General features: G+C 73.8%; 13 protein-coding genes. 4 read left to right on the top strand and 9 right to left on the bottom strand.

Going from position 1 to position 15,661, the window contains the following annotated elements; genetic code table 11:
• Positions 1-245 precede the first annotated feature (245 nt).
• Both ACFVFQ_RS30880 and ACFVFQ_RS30875 read right to left on the bottom strand, forming a co-directional pair.
• Positions 246-911, bottom strand: coding sequence for a TetR/AcrR family transcriptional regulator (locus tag ACFVFQ_RS30880; protein ID WP_383422352.1), 666 nt, complete (start codon positions 909-911; stop codon positions 246-248).
• Complete coding sequence (locus tag ACFVFQ_RS30875) at positions 908-2,539, bottom strand: MFS transporter (RefSeq protein WP_383422350.1); 1,632 nt, start codon at positions 2,537-2,539, stop codon at positions 908-910. The genes ACFVFQ_RS30880 and ACFVFQ_RS30875 overlap by 4 nt, the downstream gene beginning before the upstream one ends.
• Positions 2,540-2,750: 211 nt before the next feature.
• Here ACFVFQ_RS30875 and panB point away from each other — a divergent pair, with 211 nt between their 5' ends.
• The 3 genes from panB (at position 2,751) to ACFVFQ_RS30860 (ending at position 5,796) form a co-directional block, all read left to right on the top strand.
• Positions 2,751-3,656, top strand: coding sequence for a 3-methyl-2-oxobutanoate hydroxymethyltransferase (gene panB / locus ACFVFQ_RS30870; RefSeq protein WP_383422347.1), 906 nt, complete (start codon positions 2,751-2,753; stop codon positions 3,654-3,656).
• A gap of 272 nt (positions 3,657-3,928) precedes the next feature.
• Positions 3,929-4,969, top strand: a complete 1,041-nt coding sequence (locus tag ACFVFQ_RS30865) for an ATP-binding cassette domain-containing protein (RefSeq protein WP_383422343.1) — start codon at positions 3,929-3,931, stop codon at positions 4,967-4,969.
• Positions 4,966-5,796, top strand: coding sequence for an ABC transporter permease (locus ACFVFQ_RS30860; RefSeq protein WP_383422341.1), 831 nt, complete (start codon positions 4,966-4,968; stop codon positions 5,794-5,796). Before ACFVFQ_RS30865 ends, ACFVFQ_RS30860 begins: the two co-directional genes overlap by 4 nt.
• Positions 5,797-5,849: 53 nt before the next feature.
• Here the strand turns inward: ACFVFQ_RS30860 and ACFVFQ_RS30855 are convergent, their stop codons facing one another.
• On the bottom strand, positions 5,850-9,221 hold the full coding sequence (locus ACFVFQ_RS30855) for a BTAD domain-containing putative transcriptional regulator (protein WP_383422340.1): 3,372 nt from the start codon (positions 9,219-9,221) through the stop codon (positions 5,850-5,852).
• 202 nt (positions 9,222-9,423) lie between these two features.
• Between ACFVFQ_RS30855 and ACFVFQ_RS30850 the strand changes: the two genes are divergently transcribed.
• Complete coding sequence (locus ACFVFQ_RS30850; RefSeq protein ID WP_383422338.1) at positions 9,424-10,230, top strand: site-2 protease family protein; 807 nt, start codon at positions 9,424-9,426, stop codon at positions 10,228-10,230.
• Positions 10,231-10,243: 13 nt separating this feature from the next.
• Here the strand turns inward: ACFVFQ_RS30850 and ACFVFQ_RS30845 are convergent, their stop codons facing one another.
• From ACFVFQ_RS30845 to ACFVFQ_RS30820, 6 genes are all read right to left on the bottom strand, one after another.
• The gene (locus ACFVFQ_RS30845) at positions 10,244-10,462 is read right to left on the bottom strand and encodes a hypothetical protein (protein WP_383422336.1); all 219 of its coding nucleotides are present in this window, start codon (positions 10,460-10,462) and stop codon (positions 10,244-10,246) included.
• Positions 10,463-10,569: 107 nt separating this feature from the next.
• Positions 10,570-11,325: an NADPH-dependent F420 reductase gene (gene npdG / locus ACFVFQ_RS30840; protein ID WP_383422335.1), complete on the bottom strand. Its 756-nt coding sequence runs from the start codon at positions 11,323-11,325 to the stop codon at positions 10,570-10,572.
• Between the two features lie 43 nt (positions 11,326-11,368).
• Positions 11,369-12,223, bottom strand: a complete 855-nt coding sequence (locus ACFVFQ_RS30835; RefSeq protein WP_383422334.1) for a carbohydrate ABC transporter permease — start codon at positions 12,221-12,223, stop codon at positions 11,369-11,371.
• Positions 12,220-13,122 carry a carbohydrate ABC transporter permease gene (locus ACFVFQ_RS30830; RefSeq protein ID WP_383422332.1) on the bottom strand — a complete coding sequence of 301 codons (903 nt, stop codon included), beginning with the start codon at positions 13,120-13,122 and terminating at the stop codon, positions 12,220-12,222. Before ACFVFQ_RS30830 ends, ACFVFQ_RS30835 begins: the two co-directional genes overlap by 4 nt.
• Entirely contained in the window at positions 13,119-14,453 is a 1,335-nt protein-coding gene (locus ACFVFQ_RS30825; protein WP_383422330.1) for an ABC transporter substrate-binding protein, read from the bottom strand. Before ACFVFQ_RS30825 ends, ACFVFQ_RS30830 begins: the two co-directional genes overlap by 4 nt.
• Positions 14,450-15,541: an exo-alpha-sialidase gene (locus tag ACFVFQ_RS30820; RefSeq protein ID WP_383422328.1), complete on the bottom strand. Its 1,092-nt coding sequence runs from the start codon at positions 15,539-15,541 to the stop codon at positions 14,450-14,452. The genes ACFVFQ_RS30825 and ACFVFQ_RS30820 overlap by 4 nt, the downstream gene beginning before the upstream one ends.
• Positions 15,542-15,661 lie beyond the last annotated feature (120 nt).

The raw sequence follows: 15,661 nt of genomic DNA, 5'->3' as shown, positions 1-15,661 counted from the left end.
CGTACGCCTGCGCCATTGTGCTGTCCTCACTGCCTTGCCGCCCTGCTCCGGTGCGCCTCACCTGTGATCATCGACCCTAGGTGATGGCGGTGAAACGCTCTCTTAGATCCGCGTGCCGCCGGATCCGCCTCGACGTTCCGCAAGGGATGACGGGCCGCCCGACGCCCGGGGTTCCGGATTGACGCTTCGTGACGGCGGCTGTGACAGAACGGGCATGGTCCCATCACACGACCCCCCGCCGACGGTCATCCGGCCTTCGCGTCCGGCAGCGCGGGACGGGGCCGCACGCCCTCCAGCACCGTGTCGACGACGTCCTCGGCGAACCCCTCGGGCAGCTCCCGCCACTCGCGCAGCAGGGCGCGGGCCAGCATCGGGCCGACGAAGAGGTCGGCGAGGGTCTCCAGGTCCTGGTCGGTGCGGATCTCTCCGGTGGCCGTCCCGCGCCGCAGCACCCCTATGAGCGCCTCGTGCCGGGCCCTGACCACCGTTTCGTGGTACTGCGTCCACAGCTCGGGCTGCGCCTGGACGTGGCTGACGACCGTGCGCAGCACCGCGGAACTGCGCTTGGCCAGGCCGCGGTGGCGCCAGAACTCCAGCAGCACCACCAGGTCCTCGCGGACCGAGCGGCCCAGCAGCGGCGGGCCGGGCGCGTCCAGCGACCGCATCACGTCGAGCAGCAGCGCGCTCTTGCCGGGCCAGCGGCGGTAGAGCGTGGCCTTGCCCACGCCGGCCTCGCGGGCGATCCGCTCCATGGACAGCTCCCCTATCGGGACGCCGTCCTCGATGAGGCGGAGCACCGCCTCGACGATGGCGGAGTCGGCGGCGGCGCTGCGCGGGCGGCCCCGGCGCGCGGGGGTGGGCGCCCCCGCGCGCGCCCCGCGCGCCGACCTGCCGTCTTCCGCCGCCGTCATCGCGCTGCGCCCGCCTTCCGTCCGTCCCGCGGCTCCGCCGGATGCGTTGCCGGGGCCATTTTGCCTGGCAGGAACGCCGCGACCACCAGGGCCCCGACCACCGAGACGAGCGCCGAGCCCAGCGCGGTGACGTGCATGGCGTGCAGGAAGGCGTCGTCGGCCCGGGCGGTCAGCGGGCGGGCGAGCGCCGGCTCCAGTCGGGCGGCGAGGCCGAGGGTGGCCTCGATGGACTCGCCGGCCGCGTCCCGCACCGGTCCTGGCAGGCCGGGCAGCCCGTCGAGGGTGCCCTGGATGCCGGTGCGGTAGCTGGTGGACAGCAGCGAGCCCAGGACGGCGACGCCGAGGGTGCCGCCGACCTGCCGGAAGATGTTGTTCAGCGCCGAGCCGGAGCCGGCCTTCTCGCGCGGCAGCGACTGCATGATCGTCACGGTGACCGGCGGCATGATGTGCGCCATCCCCGTGCCCTGGAAGAAGAACAGGGCCTCCAGGACCCAGATCGGGGTGGTCTTGCCCAGCAGCATCATCGCGGCCATGGTGACGGCCACCACCAGCATGCCGACGGTGCACACCGCGCGGGCGCCGAACCGGTCCACCGCGAGCCGGGCCCGCGGCGCGAAGATCAACTGCGCGGCGGCCAGCGGCAGGATCAACAGCCCCGATCCCAACGGGCTGTAGCCACGCACGCTCTGCACGTAGAAGACGATGAAGAACGTCACGCCCATGAGCGCGAAGAAGACCAGCGCGATGGCGGTGACGGCGGCCGAGAAGGCCGGCCTGCGGAAGTAGCCGATGTCGATGGACGGGTGGTCGCTGCGCTTTTGGTGGACGACGAAGCCGGCCAGCACCAGCAGGCCGGACAGGACCGTGGCCAGCACCACCGGGTCGGTGAAGTCGGCGAGTTGGCCGCCCTTGATGATCCCGTAGACCAGCAGGACCAGGCCGACCACGGAGAGCAGCACGCCGAGCGGGTCCAGCCGTCCGGGGGCGGGGTCCTTGGAGTCGGGCACCAGGATCACCATCGTGCCCAGGGCGAACAGCACGATCGGGACGTTGATCAGGAAGACCGAGCCCCACCAGTAGTGGTCGAGCAGCAGCCCGCCGGCGATCGGGCCGACGGCGATGGCCAGCCCGACGCCGCCGGCCCACACGCCGATCGCCCGCGGCTGCTCCTCCCGTTCGAAGACGTTCATCAAGATGGCGAGGGTGGCGGGCATGACGAAGGCGCCGCCGAGGCCCATCAGAGCGCGGAAGGCGATGAGTTGGGCGGGCGAGTCGGAGACCGCGGCCAGCACCGAGCCGGTTCCGAAGACCGCCAGGCCGAAGAGGAGCACCTTCTTCCGGCCGAGGCGGTCGCCGAGCAGGCCGGAGGTGAACAGCAGGCCGGCGAAGACCAGCGTGTAGGAGTTGATCGCCCACTCCAACTCGCTCTGGGTGGCGCCGAGGCCGTGCGGGGCCGGGGTCGCGATGGTCTTCATCGCGACGTTGAGGATCGAGTTGTCCAGCACCACGATCAGCAGACTGAGCATCAGGACGGAGAGGATCACCCAGCGCCGCCGGTGGATGTGCTCGGGGATGCGGGGGGCCGCGGGAGCGCCGGGTGCGTCGGGTGGCGTCGATGAGGTGGCCATGGCGCCACCATACGCCGCTTCCGATACGGAACCGTTCCGTATTGACAGGGGCGCCGGGAGGTGCCACCGGTTCGCGGGAACACCCCCGACCTGCGGGGGGCCGGCCGCTGCGGCCGCCCCCTTTTACTCCCCGGGCGGGCCGTGCCAGCATGGACGGGAGTCCGGAGACACCGTCAGGGTGCTTCGAGATGAGGAAACAGGAGCCGTCACCATGACGCAGCTTTCGCCTGCCCGGAAACCGGCCACGGGGGCACCCCAGGAGCCCGTCGCCACGACCGGCAAGGACAATCCCAAGTCCCTCTACGGGGGCACCCGTTCGCGGCGGATCACCGTCCGCGACATCGCCGCCGCCAAGGAGCGCGGCGAGAAGTGGCCGATGCTCACCGCCTACGACGCGATGACCGCCTCGGTCTTCGACGACGCCGGCATCCCGGTGCTGCTCGTCGGCGACTCGATGGGCAACTGCCACCTCGGCTACGAGTCCACCGTGCCGGTCACGCTGGACGAGATCACCGTGCTGTCCGCCGCGGTGGTCCGCGGCACCACCCGCGCCCTGGTCGTCGCCGACCTGCCGTTCGGCTCGTATCAGGAGGGCCCGGTCCAGGCGCTGCGCAGCGCCACCCGGCTGGTCAAGGAGGCCGGGGTGGGCGCCGTCAAGCTGGAGGGCGGGGAGCGCTCCGCGCACCAGGTGGAGCTGCTGGTCTCGTCCGGCATCCCGGTCATGGCGCACGTCGGGCTGACCCCGCAGTCGGTGCACGCCTTCGGCGGCTACCCGGTCCAGGGCCGCGGCGAGGAGGCCGCCCAGCAACTGCTGCGGGACGCCAAGGCGGTGCAGGACGCCGGGGCGTTCGCGGTGGTGCTGGAGGCGGTGCCGGCCGAGCTGGCCGCCGAGGTGACCCGCTCGCTGCACGTCCCCACCGTCGGCATCGGCGCCGGTGTCGAGTGCGACGCCCAGGTGCTGGTGTGGACGGACATGGCCGGCTTCACCGCGGGCCGGGTGCCGAAGTTCGTCAAGCAGTACCTGAACCTGCGCGAGCTGCTGGGCGGCGCGGCCAAGGAGTTCGCCGAGGACGTGGTGGGCGGCGCGTTCCCCGCCGCTGAGCACACCTTCCGCTAGGGCGCTTCTGATGGATCTCCGTGGAGGAAGGAGCGGCGTCTGGTGCGTGCGATCGCAAGGCGCCGGGATGGCTTCATAGCCGAGCTATGGGGGGCATTGCGGCAACGCCGCGAGCGTGCGTGCCAGACGCCGCGACGCCACGGAGATCCGTCAGAAGCGCCCTAGGACCTAGGTCCTAGGGAACCGGCCGACAGGCCGCCGGACGCCGGTTATCCACAGGCTGTCGGCGGCCTGTCGGTGCGTTGTCGGTGGTCCCTGGCACCGTTGGGGACATGACGCGACAGACGAAGACCACCAGGGGCGGAAACGCCGTCGAGGTGCGCGGTCTGGTCAAGCACTTCGGCGAGGTGAAGGCCGTCGACGGGGTGGACCTGGACGTGCGGGAGGGCACCGTGCTCGGTGTGCTCGGCCCGAACGGCGCCGGCAAGACCACCCTCGTACGCTGCCTGTCCACCCTCCTGGTGCCGGACGCCGGCCGCGCCGTGGTGGCCGGCTGCGACGTGGTGCGCCAACCCCGCGCACTGCGCCGCCGGATCGGCCTGACCGGACAGTACGCCTCGGTCGACGAGAAGCTCTCCGGTTTCGAGAACCTCTACATGATCGGCCGCCTGCTCGACCTGGGCCGCAAGGACGCCCGCGCCCGCGCCGACGAGATGCTTCAGCGGTTCTCGCTGACCGAGGCCGCCAAGCGACCGGCCGGGAAGTACTCCGGCGGCATGCGGCGCCGGCTCGACCTGGCCGCCTCGATGATCGGCCGCCCCTCGGTGCTCTACTTGGACGAGCCGACCACCGGCCTGGACCCGCGCACCCGCAACGAGGTGTGGCAGGAGGTCCAGCGGATGGTCCGCGAGGGCGCCACCGTCCTGCTGACCACCCAGTACATGGAGGAGGCCGAGCAACTCGCCCACGAGCTCGCGGTGATCGACCGCGGCCGGGTGATCGCCGAGGGCCAGGTCGAGGAGCTGAAGGCCAAGGTCGGCGGGCGGACGCTACAGATCCGGCCGGCCGACACCGGCGAACTGGACGCGATGGCGGGCGCGTTGGCCCAGGCCGGCCTGGACGGCGTCGGCGGGGCCACCGCCGACCACGCCGAGGGCGTGGTCAACGTGCCGATCCTCAGCGACGAGCAGCTGACCGCGGTGATCGGGGTGCTCGGCGCCCACGGCTTCGCGCTGGCCGGCATCAGCACCCATCTACCCAGCCTGGACGAGGTGTTCCTGGCCCTCACCGGCCAGAAGAGCAGCGGGACCGACGAAGCGGGCGGCCCCCAGCCGTCCGACGAGCACGAGCAGTACGCGGAGGTGGGGGCATGAGCACCGCCACGATCACGACGGGCGCCGCCCGACCCACCACCGACGAGGGCCGGATCGGCGTGCGCAGCAATCTGCGGCACATCGGCGCGCTGGCCCGGCGCAACCTCGTGCAGATCAAGCACGACCCGGAGACGCTCTTCGACGCGCTGCTGATGCCGGTCATCTTCATCCTGCTGTTCGTCTACGTCTTCGGCGGCGCCATAGCCGGCAAGGGCAACCAGCACGAGTACGTGCAGTACTTGGTGCCCGGCATGATGGCGATGATGGGCATGAACATCGCCATGGCGGTGGGCTCCGGCGTCAACGAGGACTTCCGCAAGGGCGTGATGGACCGCTTCCGGACGATGCCCATCGCCCGGTCCTCGGTCCTGATAGCCAAGATCGTCGTCGAGGTCGGCCGGATGCTGCTGGCCACCGCGATCCTGCTGGGCATGGGCTTCGCCCTGGGCCTGGAAATACGCGGCTCGGCACTGGAGTTCGTGGCCGCGATCGCGCTGTCCACGCTCTTCGGCGCCGCCCTGATGTGGATCTTCATCCTGCTGGGGCTGAGCGTGAAGACCCCGCAGGCGGTGCAGGGCCTGGCGATGCTGGTGCTGATGCCGCTCCAGTTCGGCTCGTCGATCTTCGCGCCGACGCAGTCGATGCCCGGCTGGCTGGAGGGCTTCACCAAGGTCAACCCGCTGTCCAACCTCGCCGACGCGGCCCGTGCGCTGATCAACGGCCACGGCGCGGTGGCCCACCCGGCGCTGATCACGCTCGGCTGGGCGGTCGCCATCACCGCCGTGACCATGCCGCTGGCCGTGCGGAAGTTCCGCACCAAGACCTGACGCAGCCGCCCGCGGGGGCCTCCCGCGGGCGGTCAAGGCCCGCCCGGCTCGCGTCAGATGAGGGCGGTGGCCTCGTCCAGCGAGAGTCCGCCGCCCTCGGCCAGCGCCGCCGCGTACGCCGCGTCGCCGAGCAGCGCGCGGGCGGCCGCCTCGGTGCGGGCGCGCTCGTCCCTAACGATCCGCGGCACCATGTGCGACCGGGCCCGCCCCGCCTCGTAGGCGCCGACCAGCCGGGCCGCGTCCCGCGCCGCGTCCGCGCCGCGCACCGCCAACAGCGCCCGGGCGCCGGTCAACAGCTGCACCAGCGGCAGGTCCGGCGCCACGATCTGCGCCAGCGGGTCCCGGGTCAGCTCGATCGCCCTGCGCACCCTGACCAGCAGGTCAGGGCCGTGCTGCCCCTCGTCCACGTCCAGCGAGACCAGCGAGCCCTCCAGCACCCCCCGGAAGATGTCCGGGCCGTGCGAGGCGAACGCGTCCCGCACCAGCAGGAGTTCGCGGCGGGCCTCCTTGGTGCGCCCGGCCACCTGCAACCACATGGCCAGCGTCATGCGGGTGAACGGCACCGCGTCCCGGCCGCCGTGCCGGTCCTCCGCCTCGGCCAGCACCTCCCGCAGCAACCGCTCGCCCTCCTCAGGCCGGCCGTCCTCGATCATCACCGCGCCCAACCGGGCCCGCAGCACCAGGGTTTGACCGTGCGCGCCCAGGTCCTCGGCGTGCACCATCGCGGCCCGGTAGTCGCGCGCCGCGGCGTCGAAGTCGCCGCGCTTCTCGGCGCTCTCGCCGCGCCCCGCCAGCGCCTCCGCCGCGCCCCAGGCGTCGCCGATCCCCAGGAAGATCCGCAGCGCCTCGTCGGCGTCCTGCACCGCCTGGTCGAGGCCGCCGGCATGGTCGTTGAGCACCTTCGAGCGCATCTGCAGGACGTAGGCCAACTCCCAGTCGTAGCCGTGGCCGCGGCACGCCTCGACGGCGACGTCGACCAGTTCGGCCAGCTCCTCCCAGCGGCCGGCGATCAGCACCGCGTAGTACCACATCACCCCGGGCACCTTGCAGGTCTGCGGCATCCCGCCGCGGTAAGCGGCGATGATCCCGGACAGCTCCTCCTGCATGTCCGGGTGGCGCAGCGCCTCCAGATCGCTGTCCCTGGTGGACAGCGCCACCAGCCGGACCTGGCGGCGGGCCTCCACCAGCAGTTCGGGGGGCATCGGCGGGGGCGCGTCGATGGGCTGCACATACAGGTCGGGGGCGGGTTCGACGGGCGCGACGAAGGGGTTGGGGCCCAGCTCGCCGGCGGCCACGGACCAGGTGCGGGCGTCGCCCCGGTGGTCACGGAGCGACCAGAACCACTGGAGGGAGAGCACCAGGCACAGCGCCTCCTGCTCGTCGCCGGCGGCGATGGCGCGGCGCAGCGCGGTGCGCAGGTTGTCGTGCTCCAGCTCCAGCCGGTCGATCGCGCCGCGCTGCTGCGGGCCGCGCAGCAACGGGTCGAGGGTGCGGGCCAGTTCGCGGTGGGCGACCAGGTGGCGGCGCTCCACGGCGGCCCGTTCGCCGGCCTCGTCCAACCGCTCGCCGGCGTACTCGGCCACCGTCTCCAGCAGCCGGTAGCGCATCTGCCCGGTGCCGTCGCCGCCCCCCGGGGCGGCGACCACCAGCGACTTGTCGATCAGCGAGCCGAGCAGCCCGGCGACCTCGTGGGCGGCGACGCCGTCGCCCGCGCAGACCTCCTCGGCGGCGGCCAGTTCGCAGCCGCCGGCGAAGACCGACAGCCGCCGCAGCACCGCCCGTTCGGGCTCGTCGGTGAGGTCCCAGGACCAGTCCACCACCGCGCGCAGGGTCTGTTGGCGCGGCAGCAGGGTGCGGCTCCCGGTGGTGAGCAGCCGGAAGCGGTCGTCGAGCCGGTCCGCGATCTGGCGGGGCGTCATCATCCGGAGCCGGGCGGCGGCCAGTTCGATCGCCAGCGGCAGTCCGTCCAGCCGGCGGCAGATCTCCGTGCAGGCCGCCGCGGTCTTAGCGTCGGCCGCCACGTCGAAGCCGGGGCGGGCGGCGGCCCCGCGGTCGGCCAGCAGCCGCAGCGCCACCGGGTCGGGCAGCGGCTCCACCGGCCGCACCACCTCGCCCGGTACGGCCAGCGGCTCCCGGCTGGTGGCCAGCACGGTCACGCCCGGGCAGGCGGTCAGCAGCCGCTCGACGAGCTCCGCGGCGGCGTCGATGACGTGCTCGCAGTTGTCCAGCACCAGCAACATCCGGCGGCCCGCGCAGTGTTCGGCGAGCCGGGCGTGCGGGTCCGTCGCGTCGGAGGCGTGCCGCAGCCCGTCGGCGGTGGTGCCGAGGACCACCGTCTCGCGGGCGCCGAGCGCGGTCAGCACCGCCTCCGGCACCGTCCGCGGATCGTCCACCGGCGCCAGCTCGGCCAGCCAGACGCCGTGCGGCCAGGCGTCCGGCAGCGCGGCCGCGGCGGTCTCGGCGCCCTCCTGGGAGAGCCGGGTCTTGCCGGCGCCGCCCGGGCCCAGCAGCGTCACCAGCCGGTGCGCGGCCAGGTCGCCGCGGAGCGCGGCCAGGTCCTGCTCCCGGCCGACGAAGGAGGTGAGACGGGCCCGGAGGTTGCCGGTCAGGGGGGTGGCGGGGGGCTGCAGCGCGGGTGCGGCGGGGGATGGCGACGCGGGCGCGGCCGGGGGCGGCGGGGCGGGGGCCAAGGGCGCCGCGGCGAGGTCGGGTTGCAGCAGTTCGGCGTGGAGGGCGCGCAGTTGGGGGCCGGGGTCGGCGCCCAGGCGGTCGGCGAGGCCGGTGCGTATCTCCTCGTAGGCGGCGAGCGCCTCGGCCGAGCGGCCGGCGTCCCGCAGCGCGCGCAGCCGCAGCACCTGGAGCGGCTCGTCCAGCGGGCGGTCCTGGCAGAGCGCGGTCAGCGCCGGCAGCGCCGCGGCGGCCCGGCCCAGGTCCAGATCGGCGGCGAGCCGGAGCCGCTGGGCGTCCAGCCGGCGGCTCTCGGCGCGGGCCGTCTCCCTCGCCGCGTCGGGCAGGTCCACCAGGGCCGGGCCGCGCCAGAGGCCCAGGCCCTCGTCCAGCAGGGCGGCCGCCCGGGCCGGGTCGCCGGCGTCCAGCGCCCGGCCTCCTTCCGTCGTCAGCCGCTCGAAGCGGTGCAGGTCCACCGCGTCCGGCTCGGCGGACAGCAGATAGCCGCCGTCGACGGAGGCGATCGCGGACCGGCCCAGGGCCCGGCGCAGCCGGCCGACCAGCGCCTGAAGAGCGCCGGAGGCGTCGGCCGGCGGATCCGCGCCCCAGACGTCGGCGATCAGGGCGTCCGCGGGCAGCGCCCGGCCGGGGCGCAGCGCGAGCGCGGCGAGCAGCGCGCGCAGCCGGGCGCCGCCGAGGACGACGGGAATACCGTCGGCCCGGCCGGCCTGGGTGGTGCCGAGAATTCCGTAGCGCACCGGGACATTGTCGCCCGCCGCCGGAACTCCCCGCGTACCGAGCCGCGTTTTGCGGGCACGGGACGCCCGCACCGGCCCGCCCCCGCGGCGACCGAGCGCCACGGCCCGTGCACCGACGGCCGCACCGCGGATACGGTCGGGGACGGCCCGCCCGGCCCCCCGGCCGGATCCCGCCCCCGAACGACCCTGGAGCCCCGCACCGATGACCACCGCCGTCCCGCGCGCCGAACGCCGCGTCCACCCGGTCTTCCTCGCGCTCGTCGCCGTCCTCGCGGTCTCCGGATGGGCGGTGTGGAGCGGCACGCTCGCGGCCAACACCGGCTTCGCGGTCTTCCTGTTCGTGGTCGCCGGCTGGGTGGTGTCGCTCTGCCTGCACGAGTACGCGCACGCCCGCACCGCGCTGCACGGCGGCGACCTCACGGTCGGCGCGAAGGGCTATCTCACCCTCAACCCGCTGGTCTACTCGCACGCGCTGCTGAGCATCGTGCTGCCGGTGCTCTTCGTGATCATGGGCGGGATCGGGCTGCCGGGCGGCGCGGTCTTCATCGAGCGCGGCCGGATCAGGGGCCGCTGGCGGCACAGCCTGATCTCGGCCGCAGGACCGCTGACCAACGTGCTCTTCGCGGTCGTGATCAGCGCGCCGTTCTGGCTGGGCGCCCTGGACGGCGTCCCGGACCCGTTCCGCTACGCGCTGGCGTTCCTGGCGCTGCTCCAGGTGACCGCGGCGATCCTGAACTTCCTGCCGGTGCCCGGGCTGGACGGCTACGGCGTGCTCGAACCGTGGCTGCCTCGGGGGCTGCGGCGCCAGGTCGAGCCGTTCGCGCCGTTCGGGATGCTGGTGGTCTTCGGGCTGCTGTGGGTGCCGGAGGTCAACCAGGTCTTCTTCGAGCTGGTGCACACCGTCCTGCGCGGGCTGGGCGTGCCGGCCTGGGACACCTACTGGGGCCAGGAGTTCTTCCGCTTCTGGCAGGGCGAGCCGCAGGTGCCGCAGGTCGGTGGTGTGGCGTGAGGGCCCCGGCCGGTCAGCCGGACGCCTGGGCCTGACGGGCCCGGGCCAGCTTCGCCTTGCGCAGGTAGAACCACGCCATGTTGCTGGAGACGCCGGCCATCAGCACCCACACGATGCCCACGAAGCTGCCCCGGACGAAGGACACCACCGCCGCGGCGGCGGCGAGCAGGCACACGGCGAGGGAGAGCAGCGCGAGGCGCCGGTCCGGTCCGGGCGGGGGCAGCGAGGGCATGGGGGCGACTCCTGTCGGTCGTACGGTCGGCACCAGTGTCCCAAATGCCCCGCGGCGCTCGCGTCGCGCCCTCCCCGCCCGCACCGGCGGGGAGGGCGACGGACGGCTCAGACGTCGGTGACCCGCAGGCCGGCGTGCGCCTTGTAGCGGCGGTTGACCGAGATCAGGTTGGCGACCAGCGACTCGACCTGGTGGGCGCCTCGCAGCCGGCCGGCGAAGACGCCGCGCATCCCCGGGATGCGGCCGGCCAGCGCCTGCACCAGGTCGGTGTCGGCCCGGCGCTCGCCCAGCACCATCACGTCGGTGTCGATCTCCGCGATCTTGGGGTCCTGGAGCAGCACCGCGGAGAGGTGGTGGAACGCGGCGGTGACCCTGGACTCCGGCAGCAGCGCGGCGGCCTGCTCGGCGGCGCTGCCCTCCTGCGGCTTCAGCGCGTAGGCGCCCTTCTTGTCGAAGCCGAGCGGGTTGACGCAGTCGATCACCAGCTTGCCGGCCAGCTCCTCGCGGAGCGCCTCCAACGTCTTGGCGTGGCCCTCCCAGGGCACCGCGACGATCACCACGTCGCTGCGCCGCGCGCAGTCGGCGTTGGCGGCACCCTCCACGCCCAGGCCGCCCAACAGGGGCTCCGCGGCGGCCGCTTGGGCGCGCTCGGCGGCCCGGGAACCGATGATCACCTTGTGGCCGGCCCGGGCGAACCGGTAGGCCAGACCGCGGCCCTGGTCGCCGGTGCCGCCGAGGACACCGATCACCAGACCGGAGACGTCGGGCAGGTCCCAGGGGTCGCGGGCGGCCGGCTTCGCGGCGTCGGACGAACCGGCGGACGGGGTCGCGGGCGGAGTCGCAGCAGCGTCAGAAGTAGTCATGACAGCGATACTGTCACGCCGCGGTCCGGCCCCCGTGGCGCGGTCACGCCTTGACGCTCCCCTCGGTCAACCCCGTACGCCAGTACCGCTGGAGGACCGTCATCAGGACCATCAGCGGCAGCACCGACAACAGCGCGCCGCCGACCGTGTACTGGTAGAGCACCGGCTGCCGGTCCGCGTAGCCGATCCAGGTGGTCAGCCCCAGTTGGACCGGGTAGAGGTCGGAGTCGGAGAGCATCACCAGCGGCAGGAAGTAGTTGTTCCAGATGTGCACGAACTGGAAAAGGAAGACGGTGACCAGCGCCGGCCCCATCAGCCGCAGCCCCAGCCCGGCGAAGATCCGGCCCTCGCCCGCCCCGTCGATCCGGGCCGCCTCCACCAGCGCGTCGGGCACCGCGGCGGCCGCGTAGATCCGGCACAGGTACACCCCGAACGGGCTGACCACACTGGGGAGCAGCACCGCCCCGTAGGTGTTGGCCAGCCCCAGCGCGCTGAAGAGGAAGTACAGCGGCAGCGCCAGCGCGGTGCTCGGGATCAGCACCCCGGCCAGCACCAGCCCGAAGACCGTCTCCCGGCCCCGGAACGGGAACTTGGCCAGCGCATAGCCCGCCGCGGCCGACAGCAGGGTGGCGCCCAGCGCGCCGATCCCCGCGTACAGCAGGGAGTTGGCGAACCAGCGGAGGTAGACGCCGTGGTCGTAGGCGAGGACGTCGGTGAGGTACCGGACCGGCCGTGGGTGGGCGGAGAACCAGAAGCCGAAGGTACCGAAGAGGTCGGCGCTGCTCTTGGTGGCCGAGACGACCAACCAGTAGACGGGCGCCAGGAAGTAGAGGGCGGCGACGGCCAACAGGGAGGCGGTGATGATCCGGTGCCGGACCCCTGCCACCTGGGTACTCATCGGCGCTCCCTTCCGCGCCCGCCGACCAGCCGCAGGAAGCCGAACGACGCCGCGCACGCCACCAGCGCCAGCAACACCGCCTCGGCCGCCGCCCGGTGCGCGTTGCCGCCGACGAACGCCTCGCTGTAGGCGTGCAGGTTGGGGGTGTAGCCGGAGTCGATGGCGGAGGTCAGCGGGCGCAGCACCATCGGCTCGGCGAACAGCTGCAGGGTGCCGATGATGCTGAAGACCCCGGTGAGCACCAACGCCGGCCGGATCAGCGGGAGTTTGACGTACCGAGCCACCTGCCAGCCGCCCGCGCCGTCGATCCGCGCCGCCTCGTACAGCTCGCCGGGGACGGACTTGAGCTGGGCGATCAGCACCAGCATGGTGTAGCCGGTGAACTGCCAGGTGACGATGTTGGCCAGCGACCACAGCACGCTGCCCCGGGAGAGGAAGTCGACGTCCCAGCCCACCGCTTGGGCGATCCGCACCAACGGGCTCAGGCCCGGGACGTAGAGGAAGCCCCACAGGATCGAGGCGATCACCCCCGGCACTCCGTAGGGCAGGAAGAACGCGCCGCGGAAGAAGGCCACCCAACGGGCCGCGGCACTGTCCAGGAGGAGCGCCAGGGCGGTGGCCAGCGCCGTCATCACCGGGATCTGCACGGCGCCGAAGAGCAGCACCCGGCCGAAGCCGGCCAGGAACCGGTCGTCGGCCAGCGCGCGGCCGTAGTTGGCGAGGCCGGCGAACACCTCGTGCTGCTGCCCCAGTCCCAGCGGGCCGGTGTGCACGGTGCGCCGCAGGCTGGTCCACACCGCGTAGCAGACCGGGGCGAGGTAGCACAGCGCGAAGAGGGCGAGGAAGGGCAGCACGAGGCCGGCCGCGGCCCGCGCGCCGTGCCCGCGGCGCCCGCTCATCCGCCGGCCTCCGCCTTCAGCCCCTTGTCCCGCAGGTCGGCCACGGTCCGCCGCTGCACCTTCGCCAGCGCCGAACGGAACGAACTGCCGTCCGCGAGCGCGTCGGTGAGGGCGTCCCCGAGGTCCTGGAAGAGCGCGTCCACGTCCGGCCCCCACTGCCAGCTGGTGTCCACATGCGCGCCCGCGTCGGCGAAGACCGCGCCGTACGGCTGGCCGCCGAAGAAGTCCCGGTCGGCGTCGAGGGCGGCCCGGCGGTAGCCGGAGGTGACGCTGGGGAAGCCGTAACCGCCCTTGAGGAGCAGGGTGATCGACTCCGGGTCGGTGTTCAGCCAGAGGGCGAAGTCCAGGGCGTCCCTCGGGTAGCGGGCGGCGGCGAAGACGGCGGTGGTGGAGCCGCCCCAGTTGGCGGACGCCCGCTCGCCGGGGCGCCACTGGGGCAGCGGGGTGGCCCGCCAACGCCCCTTGGTGCCGGGCGCGTTGCCGGCCAACAGGGCGTCGCCCCAACTGGCGCCCACCCAGGCCGAGATGGCGCCGGTCTGAAGGTCCCGGTACCAGGCGTCCCGGCGGTCCGGGATGGTCTTGACCAGCCCGCGGCGGACCAGCGCCTCCCAGAAGTCGGCGACCCTCCGGGTGGGTTCGTCGTCGAGGTGCACGATCCAGGTGTCGCCCCGGGTGGCGAACCACTTGGCGCCGGCCTGCCAGGCCAGGCCGGCGAAGCGGTTCCCGTTGGTCGGCGCGAAGGTCTCGATCCAGGCGCCGTGCCGCCGGACCGCCTCGGCGGCCGCCGCGTACTCGGCCCACGTCCGCGGCACCCGCACGCCCCACCGGTCGAAGAGGTCCTGCCGGACGAAGAGCCCCATCGGGCCGCTGGCCTGCGGAATGGCGTAGATGCCCGGGCCGAAGACGGACTGCCGCCACTGCCAGGCGAGGAACGCCCCACGGTGGCGGGCGGCGCCCAGGGGGGCGAGGTCGCGCAGCCCGTTGTCCAACAGGAAGCTGGGGATCACCGGGAACTCGATCTGGCCCAGGTCGGGCGGGTTGCCGGCCTTGATGGCTGCGTGCATCTTCGCGTACTGCTCGCCGTTGACCGCGGACACCTTCTCGACCCTGACCTGGACCTCGGGGTGGCGGCGGTTCCACAGGTCCACGGGCCGGTCGATGCCCGGCACCCAGCTCCAGAAGGTGAGGGTGATCCGCTGCCCCTTCCGACGCACGCGGGGCGCGCCCGCGCCGCCGGCATCGCAGCCGGCGAGCGCGAACCCGGCCGCGGCGGCCCCGCCCAGGACCGTGCGACGGCGGACCGCGCCGCGCGGGGCGCCCGCGCCGGTCACGCCAGCCCGTCCAGGGGGATGCGGCGGAAGGTGAGGGTCTCGTAGGCGCTGAAGTCACCCGTCTCGTGCAGGAGTCCGACGGTGTCCCAGTCGAGCCGGACGAGGTCGCCGTAGCCCGCGGGACGCCCGTCGACGGTGTGCACCGGCCGCCAGGTCACCCCGCCGTCCCGGCTGGCGCGCACGGTCATCAGGGCGCGCGCTTCGGGGTGCGCGGGCCCGGAGAAGAGCAGGGCGCCGCGGTCGTCGAGGTGCAGGGCGCTGCCCTGGACCCGCGGCCCGACGAGCCCCGCCTGCGGCCGGAAGGGGGCGGCCAGGCGCTCCCCGCCGTCCGTCGAGACCGCATCCAGGCGGCGCCAGGCGGCGCTCGCGGCGTTGCGGGCGTTGAGGTAGACGGTGCCGTCGGGGAGTTCGGCGGCGGTGGTCTCGTTGGGCGCGGCGGTCGCGGCCGCCCCGAGGCCGGCGGACCCGATCCGCCAGGTGGCGCCGTCGTCGTCGCTGAGCAGCAGGTGTCCGCCCTCGTAGCGGGGCTCGGTGCCGGTGTCCCCGGGGGCGGTGGGCGCCACGGAGTGGTTGGCGGGGACCACGAGTCGCCCGGCGTGCCGGCCGTGGCGCAACCGGAGGGCGTGCCCCGGCCCGGTGGCGTACCACCGCCACCCGGGCAGCTTGGCCCTGGCCGTGATCTCTCGCGGCGGGCTCCAGTTCACACCGTCGTCGTCGCTGTGCTGGAGCCAGACCCGGCGGCCGTCGGCGGGCCGGACCAGACCGCGGCGGATCCGGTCCTCGGTGGCGTCGGCGGCGGCCCGGACGTGGACCAGGAGCACCCGGCCGCCGGCGAGGACGACGGGTGCGGGGTTGCCGGCCGTGGCGGTGCCGTTGCGAGCGACGCGGCGCAGCGGGCCCCAGGTGCGGCCGCCGTCGGTGGAGCGCTTGAGCACGAGGTCGATGTGGCCCGCGTCGGCGGCCGAGTCGACCCGCCCCTCGGCGAACGCCAGCACCGCCCCGGAGCGCGCCCGCACCACGGCCGGGATGCGGAAGCTGGCATAGCCCTCGGTCCCGGCCCGGTACGGCACGGAGCTGGCAGACGTCACGGGTCACCCCCTGCACGGGCCGGACGTAGGATGTCCCTTGTCCTGCGGACCATAAAGAGCGCCCAACTACCCGTCAAGGCACGGCACATGACGCGTTTCCGTGTCGGCAACGACACCACC

It is taken from the genome of Streptomyces sp. NPDC057743, assembly GCF_042798755.1.
Lineage (GTDB): Bacteria > Actinomycetota > Actinomycetes > Streptomycetales > Streptomycetaceae > Streptomyces.
Note: the sequence above shows the minus strand (reverse complement) of the source record. Positions and strands in the feature narration are given on the sequence as shown.

Excerpts from the sequence above, each read along its gene's own strand:
- ACFVFQ_RS30845 (WP_383422336.1), bottom strand. The coding sequence starts at position 10,462 with ATGCCCTCGCTGCCCCCGCCCGGACCGGACCGGCGCCTCGCGCTGCTC.
- npdG (WP_383422335.1), bottom strand. The coding sequence starts at position 11,325 with ATGACTACTTCTGACGCTGCTGCGACTCCGCCCGCGACCCCGTCCGCC.
- ACFVFQ_RS30880 (WP_383422352.1), bottom strand. The coding sequence starts at position 911 with ATGACGGCGGCGGAAGACGGCAGGTCGGCGCGCGGGGCGCGCGCGGGG.
- panB (WP_383422347.1), top strand. The coding sequence starts at position 2,751 with ATGACGCAGCTTTCGCCTGCCCGGAAACCGGCCACGGGGGCACCCCAG.
- ACFVFQ_RS30865 (WP_383422343.1), top strand. The coding sequence starts at position 3,929 with ATGACGCGACAGACGAAGACCACCAGGGGCGGAAACGCCGTCGAGGTG.
- ACFVFQ_RS30830 (WP_383422332.1), bottom strand. The coding sequence starts at position 13,122 with ATGAGCGGGCGCCGCGGGCACGGCGCGCGGGCCGCGGCCGGCCTCGTG.
- ACFVFQ_RS30860 (WP_383422341.1), top strand. The coding sequence starts at position 4,966 with ATGAGCACCGCCACGATCACGACGGGCGCCGCCCGACCCACCACCGAC.
- ACFVFQ_RS30850 (WP_383422338.1), top strand. The coding sequence starts at position 9,424 with ATGACCACCGCCGTCCCGCGCGCCGAACGCCGCGTCCACCCGGTCTTC.
- ACFVFQ_RS30835 (WP_383422334.1), bottom strand. The coding sequence starts at position 12,223 with ATGAGTACCCAGGTGGCAGGGGTCCGGCACCGGATCATCACCGCCTCC.
- ACFVFQ_RS30875 (WP_383422350.1), bottom strand. The coding sequence starts at position 2,539 with ATGGCCACCTCATCGACGCCACCCGACGCACCCGGCGCTCCCGCGGCC.